This window comes from Wolbachia endosymbiont (group A) of Lasioglossum fulvicorne (assembly GCF_964028605.1).
Classification (GTDB): Bacteria; Pseudomonadota; Alphaproteobacteria; order Rickettsiales; family Anaplasmataceae; genus Wolbachia.
On sequence record NZ_OZ034798.1, the window covers coordinates 1,126,179 to 1,143,571 of the forward strand.

At 36.1% G+C, this 17,393-nt stretch carries 9 protein-coding genes and 7 pseudogenes; 7 read left to right on the forward strand and 9 right to left on the reverse strand.

Annotated elements, in window-relative coordinates; genetic code table 11:
• The first annotated feature begins 47 nt into the window (after positions 1-47).
• Positions 48-1,373, forward strand: coding sequence for an IS4 family transposase (locus tag ABWU71_RS06235; protein ID WP_353284299.1), 1,326 nt, complete (start codon positions 48-50; stop codon positions 1,371-1,373).
• Positions 1,374-1,561: 188 nt separating this feature from the next.
• Here the strand turns inward: ABWU71_RS06235 and ABWU71_RS06240 are convergent.
• Positions 1,562-2,421, reverse strand: a protein-coding gene (locus tag ABWU71_RS06240) for an IS630 family transposase (RefSeq protein ID WP_353284076.1) whose coding sequence is annotated in 2 segments (ribosomal slippage) — positions 1,562-2,097 and positions 2,097-2,421 — 861 coding nt in all. Because the reading frame shifts where the segments join, the coding sequence is not laid out codon by codon here.
• A 62-nt stretch (positions 2,422-2,483) separates the two neighbouring features.
• A pseudogene (locus ABWU71_RS06245) lies at positions 2,484-3,062 on the reverse strand (transposase); the annotation flags it as partial.
• 56 nt (positions 3,063-3,118) lie between these two features.
• Between ABWU71_RS06245 and ABWU71_RS06250 the strand changes: the two are divergent.
• Positions 3,119-3,911 (forward strand): IS5 family transposase gene (locus tag ABWU71_RS06250; RefSeq protein WP_265023453.1). Its coding sequence is split into 2 segments (ribosomal slippage): positions 3,119-3,382 and positions 3,384-3,911, totalling 792 coding nucleotides; the frame shifts between segments, so codons are not numbered across the junction.
• 5 nt (positions 3,912-3,916) lie between these two features.
• Here ABWU71_RS06250 and ABWU71_RS06255 read toward each other — a convergent pair.
• Positions 3,917-4,273 (reverse strand): annotated as a pseudogene (locus tag ABWU71_RS06255) (IS4 family transposase); the annotation flags it as partial.
• A gap of 732 nt (positions 4,274-5,005) precedes the next feature.
• On the reverse strand, positions 5,006-7,741 hold the full coding sequence (gene ppdK / locus ABWU71_RS06260; RefSeq protein WP_353284300.1) for a pyruvate, phosphate dikinase: 2,736 nt from the start codon (positions 7,739-7,741) through the stop codon (positions 5,006-5,008).
• Positions 7,742-7,951: 210 nt separating this feature from the next.
• Between ppdK and ABWU71_RS06265 the strand changes: the two are divergent.
• From ABWU71_RS06265 to ABWU71_RS06275, 3 pseudogenes are all read left to right on the forward strand, one after another.
• Positions 7,952-8,197, forward strand: a pseudogene (locus ABWU71_RS06265) (PD-(D/E)XK nuclease family transposase); the annotation flags it as partial.
• 635 nt (positions 8,198-8,832) lie between these two features.
• Positions 8,833-9,273, forward strand: a pseudogene (locus ABWU71_RS06270) (reverse transcriptase N-terminal domain-containing protein); the annotation flags it as partial.
• Between the two features lie 90 nt (positions 9,274-9,363).
• Positions 9,364-10,590: pseudogene (locus ABWU71_RS06275) on the forward strand (IS4 family transposase); the annotation flags it as partial.
• A 6-nt stretch (positions 10,591-10,596) separates the two neighbouring features.
• Here ABWU71_RS06275 and ABWU71_RS06280 read toward each other — a convergent pair.
• A protein-coding gene (locus ABWU71_RS06280) for an IS5 family transposase (protein WP_265023453.1) occupies positions 10,597-11,389 on the reverse strand; the annotation gives its coding sequence in 2 pieces (ribosomal slippage) (positions 10,597-11,124 and positions 11,126-11,389; 792 coding nt in all).
• Positions 11,390-11,448: 59 nt separating this feature from the next.
• Here ABWU71_RS06280 and ABWU71_RS06285 point away from each other — a divergent pair.
• Positions 11,449-11,934, forward strand: a pseudogene (locus ABWU71_RS06285) (IS630 family transposase); the annotation flags it as partial.
• A 63-nt stretch (positions 11,935-11,997) separates the two neighbouring features.
• Positions 11,998-12,563, forward strand: a pseudogene (locus ABWU71_RS06290) (IS630 family transposase); the annotation flags it as partial.
• Between the two features lie 456 nt (positions 12,564-13,019).
• Here ABWU71_RS06290 and ABWU71_RS06300 read toward each other — a convergent pair.
• The 4 genes from ABWU71_RS06300 to era all read right to left on the reverse strand — a co-directional run bounded on the left by ABWU71_RS06300 (position 13,020) and on the right by era (position 17,271).
• Entirely contained in the window at positions 13,020-13,181 is a 162-nt protein-coding gene (locus ABWU71_RS06300; protein WP_353284302.1) for a TA system antitoxin ParD family protein, read from the reverse strand.
• Between the two features lie 168 nt (positions 13,182-13,349).
• A complete protein-coding gene (locus ABWU71_RS06305; RefSeq protein WP_353284303.1) occupies positions 13,350-15,365 on the reverse strand; it encodes a porin in 2,016 nt (671 codons plus the stop codon).
• A gap of 207 nt (positions 15,366-15,572) precedes the next feature.
• Entirely contained in the window at positions 15,573-16,394 is an 822-nt protein-coding gene (locus ABWU71_RS06310; protein WP_353284304.1) for a 3'-5' exonuclease, read from the reverse strand.
• Positions 16,387-17,271 carry a GTPase Era gene (gene era / locus ABWU71_RS06315; RefSeq protein WP_353284305.1) on the reverse strand — a complete coding sequence of 295 codons (885 nt, stop codon included), beginning with the start codon at positions 17,269-17,271 and terminating at the stop codon, positions 16,387-16,389. Before era ends, ABWU71_RS06310 begins: the two co-directional genes overlap by 8 nt.
• Between the last annotated feature and the right edge of the window lie 122 nt (positions 17,272-17,393).

The following is a 17,393-nucleotide window of genomic DNA, read 5'->3' on the forward strand; positions in this document are numbered from 1 at the left end:
ATAAGATATAAGTTCTTTCAGATATACTTTTAGTGAGAGAGCTAACGATGAATAAAATAACTTGCCTATCAAACAACCTCAACAAATTTTTCAATGAAATGGCAAATGAGGTATCAATTGAAACAGGATTTGTAAAAAGGAAGAGAAAGCTGAGCGGTTCATCATTCATAAAAGCTATAATTTGGGGTAATATAGGAATTGAAAACTGCAGCATAGATGCAATGCGCCAATTATTAAACGAAGAATCTGTGGTAATGACGAAACAGGGTTTAGATTTCAGGTTTACTAAAGAAGCAGTAGAATTTATGAAGAGAATGTACAATGAATCTATGGCTTTATTTAAAAATATCCTGCAAATTGATTGTAGAATCTTGCAGCAATTTAAAGGCGTCAAGTTATTGGATAGTAGCTATATTAGCCTGCCTAACAGTATGAAAAATCTGTATAAAGGGTATGGTACTAGTTACAAAGGTTATGAGAGTAACACTAAGTCTGGGATAAAGTTACAATTAGTTTTTGATTACTTAAATCAGACATTGGATCAACTTAACATAACGGAGGGAGTAAGGTCAGACCAAGGTTATAGAGAGCATTTGATCGATATATCAAGTAACGATTTGCTAATATCTGACCTTGGTTATTTTGTCCCAAGTTCTTTTAAACAGATCAATGAAACGGGAGCTTATTTTATTAGTCGTTATAAATCTGATACCAATATATATGCTATAGAAACAAATCAAAAAATGGAATTATTGGAATGTTTAGGAGACAAGCTATTTTTAGAAACTGAGGTATTATTGGGAAAAGAAGCAAAGATTAGAGTAAGAATGATATGTCATAAACTAACTGAAGAGCAGTCTCTAGCCAGAAGAAGAAAAGCTAATAAATTGGCAAAATCACATGGATATACATCTTCCAAAAGGAATCAAAAATTGCTGAACTGGTCAATATTCATAACTAATATTCCAGAGGATAAAATTAGTGCTGAGCAAGTATTAACAATCTACAGAGTAAGGTGGCAAATTGAGTTGTTATTTAAACTATACAAGAGCTACATAAGACTTGATGAACTAAAAGGGAAGCCATACAGAGTATTGTGTGAATTATATGCTAAATTATGTGCAATTCTCATATTTCATGGAATGGTCAGTTGTACAAAACTAAAAAAGAATACAGAACTCAGTTTAACAAAGGCATTTATTGAGCTAAAAAGGCGGATTAGAGAGTTATTTTTAGTATTAACTAAAATTAATAGCTTAAAAGCATTTCTTAGAAAACTTACTATAACTTGGTCGCAATTTTCATTAAAAGACAAACGTAGAAGGGCTAGAGTATCCACTTTAACCTCTCTAAATTTGTTCACAATCTCTTAACTTGACGCGTATGGTTTATTTAACACTCCCATTGTAACTGAGTATAGCTCTTTTCATAATACCCTATATGGCTTTCCTTTCAGTTTATCAAGTTTTATATGGCTCTTATATAATTTAAATAATAATTCAATTTGCCATCTTACTCTGTAAATTGTTAATATAGCATTTCTCATAATAGTCCGAACAGGTCATAGGAAGGCAGAATCAACAGCACGACGAAAGGATTCGAATAGAGGAATGTTTTTCCTAGCTCTGTTTTTTATAGCAAACCAATGATGCTCAATTTTGTTGAAATCTGGAGAATACGGCGGCAGATACAAAATTTCTGCACCAACTCCTCTAGCAAGCTCGATAATCTTACCAGACTTATGAAAAGTAGCATTGTCAAGAATGACAGTCTGTCCAGGTTCCAAGATCGGTGTCAAAAATTGCTCAAACCATCCATTAAAAACATCCATATTACAGTGGCCTTCAAAGGTTAATGGAGCAACTATCTTTCTTCTACTTAAGGCTGCAACCATACTGATTCGTTGAGTTTTCTTTCCAGATTTTAGGCCATAAAACCGCTGTCCTTTCTGGCAATACCCATATGGATAGTCCTCTGTGTTATCAATGCCAGACTCATCTATATAAACTAAGTTTTCTGGTTCTTTTGTTGCTATAATTTTTAAGAATTCAGCACGTTTTTCTTCGTTTCTTTCCTTGTATCCATATGTCTTTTTTTGCGCGTAAATCCAATTTTTCTGAGAGCTCGGTGGATCGTTTGGATACTAACGTTGCCCCAAAGTTTAGCCATTTCCGACAGAGTCTTTCCTCCGTTTTCTCTGGCAAATTTAGCAAAGGCATCCCAGTCGGTGATTTTGTGATTGTAACCTCCATTTCCAAGTTTTTTTGATTGAAAGTCTCCTGTTTCTTTTCTTCTTTGCTGCCACTCCCATAAAGTAGTTCGTCCAATTTTAAATCTTGCTGCCACTGTTTCTCTGCTTCCTCCCTCCTCTAGCGCTTCCATTGCTTTTTTCCTTAAGTCATAACTATATGCTGCTGGCACTCAACCTCCTTATCATCGTCTATCCTTATCTTATCACATCCGGACTTCTATGAAAAGAGCTATAATTGTTCAGCACTAATTTTACTCTTTGGAACATTAGTTATAAATATTGACCAATTCAATAACTTTTTATTCCTTTTAGAAGATATGTGATTTTGCTAATCTATTAGCCTTCCTTCTCCTAGCCATATTCAGTTAGCTTTTGACATATAATTCTCACTTTAACTTTTATTTCTTTTCCTAACAGCACCTCATTTTCTAGAAACAATTTATCCTCTAAACATTCTAATAACTCTATTTTTTGATTTGTTTCTATACCATATATGTTGGTATCAACGACTTATAAAACAAGCTCCAGCTTCATTGATTTGTTTAAAAGAACTTGGCACAAAATAACCCAAATCAGATATTAGTAAATCGTTGCTCGATATATTGCTTAAATGTCTTCTATACCCCTGATCTGACCTTATTCCCTCAGTTATATTAAGCTGGTCTAATGTCTGGTTTAGGTAGTCAAAAACTAATTGTAACTTTATTCTAGATTTAGTATTGCTTTCATAACCACTGTAGCTGGTACCATAACCTTTATACATGTCTTCCATACTGTTAGGTAAGCTAATATAGCTGCTGTCTAAGAACCTGTACATGATCTCAAGAAAGGAATAAACTAAGAGATAATATATATAAGTTAGGATATATGAGGAGTTTATACCCAAGTGATATAAGTCGGGAAAGATTTGAGATTATGTTACCAGATCTAGAGTCCTGTAGAAAAAAAACAAAACCAAGGAAACTTGATTTGTATGATGTATTTTGTGGAGTGTTATACGTTCTGAAAAGCGGTTGTCAGTGGAGAATGCTACCAAAAGAGTTTCCAAAATGGCGCAATTGTTACGACTATTTTAAGAAGTGGAGTGAAAAACCAGATGCAGATAAAGAAAGTGTTCTGGAGCTGGTGTTAAAAAAAAATAGTTGGCGTGGTCCGACAAAACAATGGTCGGAAAGAAAAAACCAGCTTCTGCATAATTGATGCACAGAGTGTAAAAAATGCAGATACTGCTGAAGAAAAAGGCTATGATGCAGGCAAAAAGATTTCAGGAATAAAACGCCATATTGCAGTAGATACGCAAGGTTTGCCCCATGCAATTTATATAACAACAGCAGAGATAACTGACCGTAGCAGTGCTGTGAGAATGGTCGAAAATGCAAAAGAAAACCTCTCGGGAGTTAAAAATGTACTGGTTGATGCAGGCTATACTGGAGAGAATTTTGCAACTCAAATAAAAACGATTATTGGTGCAACCGTTGAAGTGATAAAAAGAAATGAATTACATTCCTTTGTTGTATTGCCCAAAAGATGGGTTGTGGAGCGATCTTTTGCTTGGTTAGAAAAATGTAGAAGATTGTGGAAAAATTGTGAGCGAAAACTCAATACTAGCCTACAAATGGTCGTTCTGGCTTTCACTGCCTTACTTCTGAAAAGATTATGAACAGGCTCTAATAACTTAACACTTCTAAAGTGCTTCAAGATTCTGCAATCAACTTGCAAGGTATTTTTAAGTAACATTAAAGATTCATTATACATTCTTTTCATGAATTCCACTGCTTCCTTGGTAAATCTAAAGTCCAGACCTTGTTTTGTTATATTTATCGAATCTTCATTCAATAATTGACATATTGTCTCTATACTACAATTATCAACCCCTATATTACCCAAGACTATGGCTTTTACGAACGATGAGCCTTTTAGCTTCCTCTTTCTTTTTATGAATCCTGTTGTAGCTGAGATTTTATCTGCTTTTTCATTAAAAAATTCTTTGAGCTTTTTTGAGATGCAAACTATTCTTTTCATTGTATAAGTTCTCCATTTTGTTTGTTAAATTGAAGAGAACTTATATCTTCTTTTTCTTTTCTTTACACCAACTTTACCCACTTCTTCTTAACTTGACGCGTATGATAGTGGTAACGGTCAGCATCATAATAACGAAAATAAAACGCCTGTATCAACAAGGACTGACCAAACTGCCACACCAAATAGTGATAATAAAGAAGCTCAATATAAAGAAAGCAAAAATGATTTCTACACCTCATTAACAAAAGATGCTGTTGGAGTTGTTATTACAGGATTATTCATTGCTGCTGCTGTGATGGTTCCATTTGTGGCTGGTGCTATAGTTTGTGGTATTATAGCTGCTTTGGTTGCAATATATACCGGATTACATATAAAAAATTCTACATTACCAAGCTATAGAGAAATGGAAGAAAATAAAGTTGAACACGTAAATTCACAAGTTGTAAAAATATAGGATGTCATGCCAGTGCGTGACACTGGCATCCAGAAATTTTATTGTAGAAGCACACTGAACTGGTGAGCGTAAAAGTAGCTGTCTTATACTCAAACAAATGTCTTTGCGAGATTGCATGGAAAAATGGATCCCAGTGTCTGAGCACTGGGATGACATCCTCCCTTATGAAGATTGCTCTCAAATCACGATGTTCGTACAGTTGCGTGTCACGTATGGGAATGACAAAAAAAAGAGCACTTGAATGACAGAGCTCCGCAAGGCGATCCAATGTTTTTCACTTACCCAACAAACTTAAATTTTATGCTAAACTGTGCTGCCACTAACTTTGCAATCGGTACTCTATAGGGTGAGCATGAAACATAATCCACCCCTGATTCGATGAGAAACCCTATAGATCTTGGATCTGCTCCATGCTCTCCACATATACCCAGTTTTATTTCTTTTCGGGTTTTTTTGCCTCTTTCAATGGCTATCTTGATTAACTCCCCTACCCCTTCGATGTCCAGCACTTCAAATGGGTCGTTTTCGAATATGTTGCTTTCCTTATAAGAATCGAGGAAATTAACTGAATCATCTCTTGAAAGTCCCATGGTTGTTTGCGTTAAATCATTAGTGCCAAAACTAAAAAACTCTGCATGTTTTGCTAACTTATCAGCAATCAGTGCTGCTCTTGGTAGTTCTATCATCGTTCCAATTGAATAAGCCTTGTCTGATGTCATTCCAGCGCGTGACGCTGGAATCTGCGTCTGGATCCCAGATGAAATAACAGAGGATTCTTTCTTTGCTAGCTCGCATATCAGAACAAACTCTTTCTCATTCATGATAAAAGGAATCATGATTTCAGGCTCCACTTCTATCTTCTTTTCTTTCCTTAATTCACTTGCAGCACTAAGTATTGCCCTAATCTGCATGCTATATATTTCAGGATGAGAAATGGCAAGTCTACAACCTCGATGGCCAAGCATTGGGTTCTTTTCTGATAACTCTGCTATTTTATTTTTTACTGATTCAACTGACTTACTAAGTGATTTGGCAATTTTTTCTATAGTAGACTGATTATTGGGTAAAAATTCATGCAAAGGAGGATCAAGCAAACGTATAGTGACTTCCCTGCCCTCCATAATAGAAAATATTTCTTTGAAATCAGACTTTTGCATTTCTTCCAGTTTAATGAGCGCATTTGCCCTTTCATTTTCATCGTCAGCTATTATCAACTTTTGAATGAATTCGATTCTATCACTAGCGAAAAACATATGTTCTGTGCGACATAAGCCTATACCTTCTGCACCGAATCCTTTTGCAATTTTTGCATCTTTTGGAGTATCAGCGTTCGCTCTCACTTTGATCGTTTTAATTTCATCTATCCAGTTGATTATCGTTTTGAATTCTTGCGATAATTCAGGTGAAATTGTAGGGAGAATGCCAAGCATAACCTCCCCTATTCCTCCGTTGATGGTAATTGGTTCACCTTTATTTACTTTTGTATCCCCCACAGAAAAGAAAGTTCCATCTTTATCGATATAAAGTCCACTCACACTGCAAATGCATGGCTTACCCATTCCACGAGTTACAACAGCAGCATGCGAGGTCATCCCTCCCCGTGCTGTTACTATGCCACTTGCAGCATTCATTCCATTAATATCTTCAGGACTCGTTTCTGACCTTACTAAAATCACTTTTTTGCCCTGCTCTGCAGCTTTTTCAGCATCACTTGCACTAAACACTATATATCCAGAAGCAACCCCTGGAGAAGCCGGCAGCCCCTTCCCTATTACTTTTTGGTCACTCTTAACGTCAAGAACTGGATGCAATAAATTGTCAAAGGTTTTTGGATCAATTCTCAATATTCCTTCTTCTTTTGTAATCGTTCCTTCGTTTACCATATCAACTATTATGCGAATAGCAGCTTCAGCCGTGCGCTTGCCAGACCTAGTTTGCAAAATCCATAACTTACCGTCCTGCACAGTAAATTCGATATCCTGCATGTCTTTATAATGCCTTTCAAGTTTTTCACATACCACGCATAATTCTCGGTAGACACTTGGCAGCAACTTCTCCATGGTGTTTTTTTGCTCTCCGTCAATTGGCATAGGAGTATAAACACCAGAAACCACATCCTCACCCTGAGCATTAATCAGAAATTCACCAAAGTATTTTTTTTCTCCAGTTGAAGGATTTCGTGTAAATATCACACCAGTTGCAGAATTATCATTTAAATTACCAAAAACCATTGCTTGCACGTTGACGGCTGTTCCAAGGTTTTCAGGAATATTATGTATTCTTCTATAGGAAACAGCCCTATCATTTTTCCAAGAGGCAAATACTGCATTAACTGAGCTTAACAATTGCTCTTCAACGTTCTGCGGGAAATGTTTCTCAGTTTTTTCATATACTATCTTTTTAAAATCGTTAACAATTCTCTTTAAAACATCAACATCAAGATCAGCTAAGCTTTTTGCTCCACTCTTTTGCTGCTCATTATCAACAACATCTTGAAATAGGTGATGATCAAGCTGTAGTACAACATTGGAGTACATCATAATGAAGCGGCAGTAGCTATCGTAAGCAAAACGTTCGCCACTTTTTTTTGCAAGCCCAACAACGGTTTCATCATTTAGACCAACATTTAAAATAGTATCAAGCATGCCTGGCATTGAACTAACACTACCAGAGCGTATTGAAACTAATAAGGGATTATTTAAATCCCCAAACTTACAACCGATGTCATTTTCGAGCATCGCCATGTAGTTTTTGATTTCACTACATATGTCATTCCAGTGCGTGACCACATTTTTTTCTGGATCCGAGTAGTCAGCTACTTGGATGACAGAAGATCTATTGTCTTGATAATAGACTTTGCAAGCAGAGGTGGAAATTGTGAAACCAGGTGGAACAGGAATGCCAACATTGCACATTTCTGCTAAATTTGCCCCCTTTCCTCCCAGCAGATTTTTCATTTCTGCATTGCCTTCGCATTTACCCTGGCTAAAGTAATGTATTAACTTTTCCCCCATCATTTTCTCCGGATTTTCACTGATAAACACATTGCACATATAGTTCCAATAAACCTGTGAAGACTTGAAACCTTAGGATAATAAATTTTACAAAATTTTGCAACAACGTTCCTTCTGGCAACATCAGTAAAGTTAACAAAAAAGATGACAAATTATTGAATTATTATCAATAAGAATATATAATATAAAGATACATTTAAAAATTTTTTTATGGCTCTTTCTAAGTTTCTTGATCCCAAGAATGATGTTGCGTTCCGGCGTATTTTTGGTACTGAAAAAAATAAAGACATCCTCATTCACTTTCTCAATGATATTTTGGGGTTCACTGGCAAAGATGAAATAAAAGAAATAGAATTCCTCAGCACTATTCAAGATGCTGAAATTGCCTCTAAAAAACAAAGTATCGTTGATGTACTCTGCAGGGATGAAAATGGGGTGCAAGTAATAGTCGAAATGGTGCGACCTGAAAGTCTTCGGTCATATTGTTTAAAAGGAGAGGAATTCATTCAGAAAGAAACTGAAAGGATTCTAAAACTTATTGAACCAGATGTTTTGCCATCTGAGTCTACGCATCAGTGCGAATCGGGCAACTAGTTGGTGCCAAGCGATGCGGACAATGAACCTCCTCTTGATAAAGAAGATGCTCAATCGTGAGAGAAAGCATAAACTACAAGCATCATGTGGTTGGAGGGCTAGGCTTAGTGGTATGGTGAACGTAAGTGAAGCTTCATAAGTATCGTAATGATGAAAGAGCTAAAGATGCTGATAAGCTCCGACCAAAAGGTAATGTGGATGAGTTACATTTTTCATTTCTGGATGTACGCAAATAATAATTCCACCGGTATAGAGAAGCCACCTAACCCACTATTGTATGACAAAAGGAACAGGGTAAGCCTGTATTTTCGCCTACATGGCAAGCAAACCGCAAGGAATGCTGATGGAAGTGCAGGTAAAGGATAATGGAGAAAGCGAATGCCATTTTGTAACGAAATGGATAGAATTTGTAACATTAATTCGCGTGAAAACGAGCAGACTTCCATTTGGTCCCTCGTGACAAGAAACTTTGTTAACCACTTAAGGTAGGAAAGCAGATGATTACAAGTAAACCTGTAAGTGCATCTACCGAAAGCTTTGAAGCATGGAAGCAGTTGCCATGGAAGAAATGCCAGAAAGTTATTGTGAGGCTACAAAGACGTATTGTTAAGGCTGTCCAACAAGGAAGATGGGGTAAGGTGAAAGCTCTACAACATCTTCTCACACGCTCCTTTAGCGGCAAAACTTTAGCTGTTAAAAGAGTAACTGAAAACCAAGGAAAAAACACAGCAGGTGTAGATCGTCAACTATGGTCAACTTGCAATGCTAAATTTCAAGGAATAAAGCAGTTAAAACAAAGAGGATATAAACCTTCTCCGCTAAAACGAATTTACATCAGTAAATCTAATGGCAAAAGAAGGCCTCTTGGAATACCCACGATAAAAGATAGAGCCATGCAAGCATTATATTTGTTTGCCCTGGAGCCAGTATCTGAAACCATACGCGTCAAGTTAAGGAAAAAGATATGAAGGAGATAGAATAATAAGATATAAGTTCTTTCAGATATACTTTTAGTGAGAGAGCTAACGATGAATAAAATAACTTGCCTATCAAACAACCTCAACAAATTTTTCAATGAAATGGCAAATGAGGTATCAATTGAAACAGGATTTGTAAAAAGGAAGAGAAAGCTGAGCGGTTCATCATTCATAAAAGCTATAATTTGGGGTAATATAGGAATTGAAAACTGCAGCATAGATGCAATGCGCCAATTATTAAACGAAGAATCTGTGGTAATGACGAAACAGGGTTTAGATTTCAGGTTTAATAAAGAAGCAGTAGAATTTATGAAGAGAATGTACAATGAATCTATGGCTTTATTTAAAAATATCCTGCAAATTGATTGTAGAATCTTGCAGCAATTTAAAGGCGTCAAGTTATTGGATAGTAGCTATATTAGCCTGCCTAACAGTATGAAAAATCTGTATAAAGGGTATGGTACTAGTTACAAAGGTTATGAGAGTAACACTAAGTCTGGGATAAAGTTACAATTAGTTTTTGATTACTTAAATCAGACATTGGATCAACTTAACATAACGGAGGGAGTAAGGTCAGACCAAGGTTATAGAGAGCATTTGATCGATATATCAAGTAACGATTTGCTAATATCTGACCTTGGTTATTTTGTCCCAAGTTCTTTTAAACAGATCAATGAAACGGGAGCTTATTTTATTAGTCGTTATAAATCTGATACCAATATATATGCTATAGAAACAAATCAAAAAATGGAATTATTGGAATGTTTAGGAGACAAGCTATTTTTAGAAACTGAGGTATTATTGGGAAAAGAAGCAAAGATTAGAGTAAGAATGATATGTCATAAACTAACTGAAGAGCAGTCTCTAGCCAGAAGAAGAAAAGCTAATAAATTGGCAAAATCACATGGATATACATCTTCCAAAAGGAATCAAAAATTGTTGAACTGGTCAATATTCATAACTAATATTCCAGAGGATAAAATTAGTGCTGAGCAAGTATTAACAATCTACAGAGTAAGGTGGCAAATTGAGTTGTTATTTAAACTATACAAGAGCTACATAAGACTTGATGAACTAAAAGGGAAGCCATACAGAGTATTGTGTGAATTATATGCTAAATTATGTGCAATTCTCATATTTCATGGAATGGTCAGTTGTACAAAACTAAAAAAGAATACAGAACTCAGTTTAACAAAGGCATTTATTGAGCTAAAAAGGCGGATTAGAGAGTTATTTTTAGTATTAACTAAAATTAATAGCTTAAAAGCATTTCTTAGAGCCTGTTCATAATCTTTTCAGAAGTAAGGCAGTGAAAGCCAGAACGACCATTTGTAGGCTAGTATTGAGTTTTCGCTCACAATTTTTCCACAATCTTCTACATTTTTCTAACCAAGCAAAAGATCGCTCCACAACCCATCTTTTGGGCAATACAACAAAGGAATGTAATTCATTTCTTTTTATCACTTCAACGGTTGCACCAATAATCGTTTTTATTTGAGTTGCAAAATTCTCTCCAGTATAGCCTGCATCAACCAGTACATTTTTAACTCCCGAGAGGTTTTCTTTTGCATTTTCGACCATTCTCACAGCACTGCTACGGTCAGTTATCTCTGCTGTTGTTATATAAATTGCATGGGGCAAACCTTGCGTATCTACTGCAATATGGCGTTTTATTCCTGAAATCTTTTTGCCTGCATCATAGCCTTTTTCTTCAGCAGTATCTGCATTTTTTACACTCTGTGCATCAATTATGCAGAAGCTGGTTTTTTCTTTCCGACCATTGTTTTGTCGGACCACGCCAACTATTTTTTTTTAACACCAGCTCCAGAACACTTTCTTTATCTGCATCTGGTTTTTCACTCCACTTCTTAAAATAGTCGTAACAATTGCGCCATTTTGGAAACTCTTTTGGTAGCATTCTCCACTGACAACCGCTTTTCAGAACGTATAACACTCCACAAAATACATCATACAAATCAAGTTTTCTTGGTTTTGTTTTTTTTCTACAGGACTCTAGATCTGGTAACATAATCTCAAATCTTTCCCGACTTATATCACTTGGGTATAAACTCCTCATATATCCTAACTTATATATATTATCTCTTAGTTTATTCCTTTCTTGAGATCATGTACAGGTTCTTAAAAATTATAGCAACAAAAGAACCAGAAAACTTAGTTTATATAGATGAGTCTGGCATTGATAACACAGAGGACTATCCATATGGGTATTGCCAGAAAGGACAGCGGTTTTATGGCCTAAAATCTGGAAAGAAAACTCAACGAATCAGTATGGTTGCAGCCTTAAGTAGAAGAAAGATAGTTGCTCCATTAACCTTTGAAGGCCACTGTAATATGGATGTTTTTAATGGATGGTTTGAGCAATTTTTGACACCGATCTTGGAACCTGGACAGACTGTCATTCTTGACAATGCTACTTTTCATAAGTCTGGTAAGATTATCGAGCTTGCTAGAGGAGTTGGTGCAGAAATTTTGTATCTGCCGCCGTATTCTCCAGATTTCAACAAAATTGAGCATCATTGGTTTGCTATAAAAAACAGAGCTAGGAAAAACATTCCTCTATTCGAATCCTTTCGTCGTGCTGTTGATTCTGCCTTCCTATGACCTGTTCGGACTATTATGAGAAATGCTATATCTCTTAGTTTATTCCTTTCTTGAGATCATGTACAGGTTCTCAGAAAAATTGGATTTACGCGCAAAAAAAGACATATGGATACAAGGAAAGAAACGAAGAAAAACGTGCTGAATTCTTAAAAATTATAGCAACAAAAGAACCAGAAAACTTAGTTTATATAGATGAGTCTGGCATTGATAACACAGAGGACTATCCATATGGGTATTGCCAGAAAGGACATCGGTTTTATGGCCTAAAATCTGGAAAGAAAACTCAACGAATCAGTATGGTTGCAGCCTTAAGTAGAAGAAAGATAGTTGCTCCATTAACCTTTGAAGGCCACTGTAATATGGATGTTTTTAATGGATGGTTTGAGCAATTTTTGACACCGATCTTGGAACCTGGACAGACTGTCATTCTTGACAATGCTACTTTTCATAAGTCTGGTAAGATTATCGAGCTTGCTAGAGGAGTTGGTGCAGAAATTTTGTATCTGCCGCCGTATTCTCCAGATTTCAACAAAATTGAGCATCATTGGTTTGCTATAAAAAACAGAGCTAGGAAAAACATTCCTCTATTCGAATCCTTTCGTCGTGCTGTTGATTCTGCCTTCCTATGACCTGTTCGGACTATTATGAGAAATGCTATAAATGATTTTTTAGTGTGGTTTGCATAGGGACCTCCTGCTTAAATGATTAAATTTGAAAGTAGCTATACGGCCAGTAGAATAAGGGCAGTGTGTTCTTTTCTCATCATCTAAGTAGCCATAAAGCGTCATTCCGGTGACCATAGGGTGTCATTCCAGTGCTTGACATACAGCTTTACAAACATTTGTTTGTAAAGGCAGTATGTTAAGTGTTATAGCCCTTTTTGCCTCAAAGACAAAGGCAGTGCCTTGACTACTTGGATCCAGGAAAATTGATTGTGCATTATACAACATTTTCGATCAAAAGCTGGATTCCAGTGTCAAGCACTGGAATGACAGGAGAGGGGTGCTGGGATAACAAGGAGAGAAATACTGGAATGACAAAAATTGGCACTGAGACGATAGAAAAGGAGCACTTATAGAATATGGCTACAAAGGCTTATACTCCTCAACATCACCTGATTTTGCATCCTCGATGCCTGAAAGGATTTCTTTAATGATGTTATAGCTTAGCTCAGGATTATCTTCAACAACTTGACCAATTTTAGCCCAATGCTCGATTTGTTGTGGTACGGAACGATTTTGTAACATGGAATGGGACTGTACTATTTCCTCAAATTCTCCATCAAGATTTACTGTTATATCGATGATATTGTTACTTCTACTTTAAGCTATTGTACCATATATTGAAAATTTTTTCAATATAAAATTTTCATCTGGAAATACACACCACAGTTAACTGTGGTGTGTACTGGCTGGCTAGAAAGAAAACTTCACACCAGTAAGAAGGAGAATTCCTTGGTTAGAAGGTGCCTCTTCTGTGGTACTACCTGCTTTTGTAATCTTATGATTTGCATTTTGTTTCTCGTTAGTCATAAAATAATGGAGAGCTGCGTAAGGAACAAATTTGCTCTTACTGCATGCAGGAGATAGATCATATTGAACGCCAAGTGCGCCATCGTGAAGCATATCTCCATCATTCATTCTGCTACCAAAGTACGTCAAACTTGTGTAGATATTCTCATGTTGATACCCAGCTCCTACGGTCCAATACATGGTATCTATACTATCTTTACCAAATTGAGCTTTCAGCCCTTCCATTCTTTTGTCAGTATCAGGAAGCAATTCATACTTGTCAGCCTCAGTACCAGTACCTTTTCTCAATTCTTTAATACCTTTTGGTTGACCAGATTTGCCCAAGTATGCAAAAGAAGCAGCAAATTTTACGCCTTGGTCTTCATTAATCTTATAACCAGCGCTTACACCCAAATTAACACCCATCAGGTCATTATACTCCACAAATTCCTTATAAAGATGCTTATCTTTACTTGGTTGCTTTGGAAAGCCATATTCACCAACTGCAGAAGTTTTAACTTTTATGTTATGTTTATCAAAGTCATATTCATATGATGCACCAGCACTTACTATGTGCTCATAGTCTGGACCAACATGCTTTATCTCTCCTTTATGCTTTATCACCTTAGTACCATTTTTATCCTCCTCAAAAGGAACTGTTTCTTTTACAGTAAACAAGCTACTATCATAGCGAGGTGAGTAGCTAACACCAAACCTTGCGCCCATATAATTTGGTGAGTAGTAAGCAACTCTAAACGGCAGTGTAGTCATAACGCCTTTGTTATATTTCCCTGCCATGCGGAAAGAGAATTTTTCACTTTCACTCGAAAAACTTTCAGTGTAAAGACGTGGTGTTACATAAAATGGAAAGCTAGCAGCGCTTCCTTCTAAGTTCACTTTTCTGAACCAGTCACTATCTGCAGCTCCATCAACAGTTGCAATTCTTGTTGCATCAAGTCTCATCAGAGCCTCAGGACCAAATTGGTAACCAAGCTTCACGTCACCATATTTTGAGTTAATAAACACATGCGCACTTCTGCCTTTTGCAGCATAAACACCTTGTGAAGCTCCCTTACCTTCGGTCACTGGAACATGAAACTGCACGTCAGCACCATAGAGAAGACCTAAATCTTCATTCTTATTTTCTGCTCTGAGGTGCAATATCGCGTCAGCAATCATACCCATATCGTTGCTGTAATCACCAATATTTCCTATTCCTTCATAGAATATTGGATTTGCTCCTCTTGTTATATCTGGAGTGGCATTATAATACTCTGTAGATCTGTTTGGCATAACGTTATAACGTTCATACTCTTTACCACTTGGTCCAACTTTACCATAACCTTGAGCATCAACAACACCACCAAAAGTTATTCTTAAATTACTTTGCCCTTGATTGGCATCGATAATATCAACTCCACCAACTGAAACAACAGGACTTGCCTTACCTTTTTCCTCTGTATTTTTGTTAACAACTTTTACATCCTTCTTTACATCTTTAGCTTCAACTTTAGCATTCTTAGTTTTAGAACGCTTAGTTTTTGAAACTTTACCTTTTTCTATATTAGAATTCTTAGCGCTTAGAGCTTTCGCTTTTGAATCCTCTATAAGCTTTGCTTTTTTCTCATTTGCTAGCCTGATCTCCTCTTTTTTCTTCTGCTCGGCTGCTAATCTCATCTCCTCCTTTTTCTTAAGCTCTTCAGCTTTTTTTCTTGGATCAGCATTACATATTCTGTCCATCTTTTCTTTCAGTTTTTTATTTGATATTTTCATAACTTCTGTTTTTCCAGAAGTTTTTGTGCTCTCTTGCTTTTTTATTTCCTTCATACTCTCATCAGGAAAGTCAGCTGCAAAACTGCTGAAAGAATATAAAGTTAATAAAGAAGCTAGAGCAGTTCTAGTATAAATAGATTTTTTCATGAAATGCCCCCAAAAAATTTCGAAATCATATCTTAAATGTAAATAGTATAAAAATGTTGAAAATTCAACTTAAAGCAACCTTATAACGAAAATAAAAGTAAAATGCAATACCTTAAAAGCAACTTTCTTAATACGCTCAACGTGCATATTAACCAAAATTTAGTACAGAGGTTCGCTTGTTAGTGCATTATAACCCTACTATTTATTCTATGGAAGTAAAATTTTTCCACCACAAGTTATTTCCCATTCTTCTTTAAATTTCTTTAGGTATTCTTTTTTTTCGCACTCTAAAAGCAGCTCTTCCACACTTTTGTTGTAGCTTTCAGTAGTAATCCTTCCCTGATGATGCATGAACCTTAAGTAAATCAAATAAGTGTTAATTACATCTGTTTCACAATAATCTCGAATCTCTTGTATCTTGCCGCTATCGTATAAGCCCATAACTTGTGACCCATCAACTCCAATCTTACCAGGAAGATTAAATGCTGCACAAACTTCGTTCATTTTTACTCTCGCAGAAGCTCCAAAATCAGAGAGGGATTCGAGCAAATCACAATGCCAATCACTGCTATATCTCTGATTGTAACTATTCCACTTGTCGCCAGCTTTATGAAAATATTCCGCTTGAATGCCATGGACCATAGCACGATACTTCAGCACTGGTATATCAAAAGTGCGTCCGTTGAACGAAACTAATCTTGGCTTTTTCTCTGATATGTAGTTAAAAAATCCTTTCAATAGCTCCTTTTCACTGGAATTCAGTGTGCCTCCAGATCTTATTTCTTGCAGTGTGAATACCTCATAACCGCTCTGGTAGCTTATACTGCAAAGTAAAAAACTAATAACTACAATTTGGTGGAAGGGCTGACGCAAAAAAGAGTTTTGCCCGTTTGTTATTTCAAGATGATACTTTGTTAATGCATCCCTCTTCTCTTCTACACTACTATCATCACTAATATCGAGTAAATTCTTGCAGGAATTTACATCTGGTATAGTTTCAATATCAAATACCAATAAAGAATTAAGCATTGCCTATATACTCCTCCGGACGGTCGATCCAAGGTCGCACTTTCACAAATAAAAAGAGGTGTACCTTGCACTCAAATAATTTTTCTAGTTCAGCACGCGCTTCGATATTAATTTTTTTAATATTACTGCCATCTTTCCCTAGCACTATTTTTTTATGACTATCTTTCAACACAAATATGATCTGTTTGATGACTAAACTCTTATCTTTTTTTTCCTCAAATTGTTCAGTTATAACAGCTGTAGAGTATGGCAATTCTTCATGCAAGTTCAAGAATAATTTTTCTCTCGTAATTTCTGCTGATAAAAAATCTACTGAGGAATCGGTTATTTGATCTTCTTCATAAAACCAGGGGCTCACCGATGCAACTTCAGATAAGTAATTCATCAAATCAGAAAGTCCATCATTCTTTAATGCTGATATCATAAAAACCTTTTCAAATTTATAAAGCAAATTCAGATGCTCATGCGCCATCTTTAATTCAGGCCTTTTTACCAAATCAGTTTTATTGATAACCAAAATGCATCTGCCTTTTGTGCGCTGCAGCCGCATAAATATAGTCTTAATTCTTTCTATGTTTTTCAAATAATTGCTTACATCAACAAGCAACAAAGTGATGTCACTATCCTTAACTGCCGACCATGCAGATTTGACTAAAGCTTTTTCAAGTTTTGTTTCTGCTGAGAAAATTCCTGGGGAGTCAGTAAAGACAACTTGTGTGTTGTTGCATGTTGCAACACCCCTTATTTGCGTCCTTGTTGTTTGCACTTTAGGGGTAACAATTGCAATCTTCTTGCCTATGATGCTGTTAATTAATGTAGACTTCCCAGCATTTGGTAAGCCAGCTATCGTTACAAATAAGCATTTTTGTTCTTTCACAAAGAAAATTATAAAGAAAACTGAATGTCAGCGTCAAGCTACTTATATGACAAGAAGTCAGAAAATCCATAGGAGGATTTGCTAATGAAGGCTCTTAAGTTGACGCCATTGCCAGAACGACT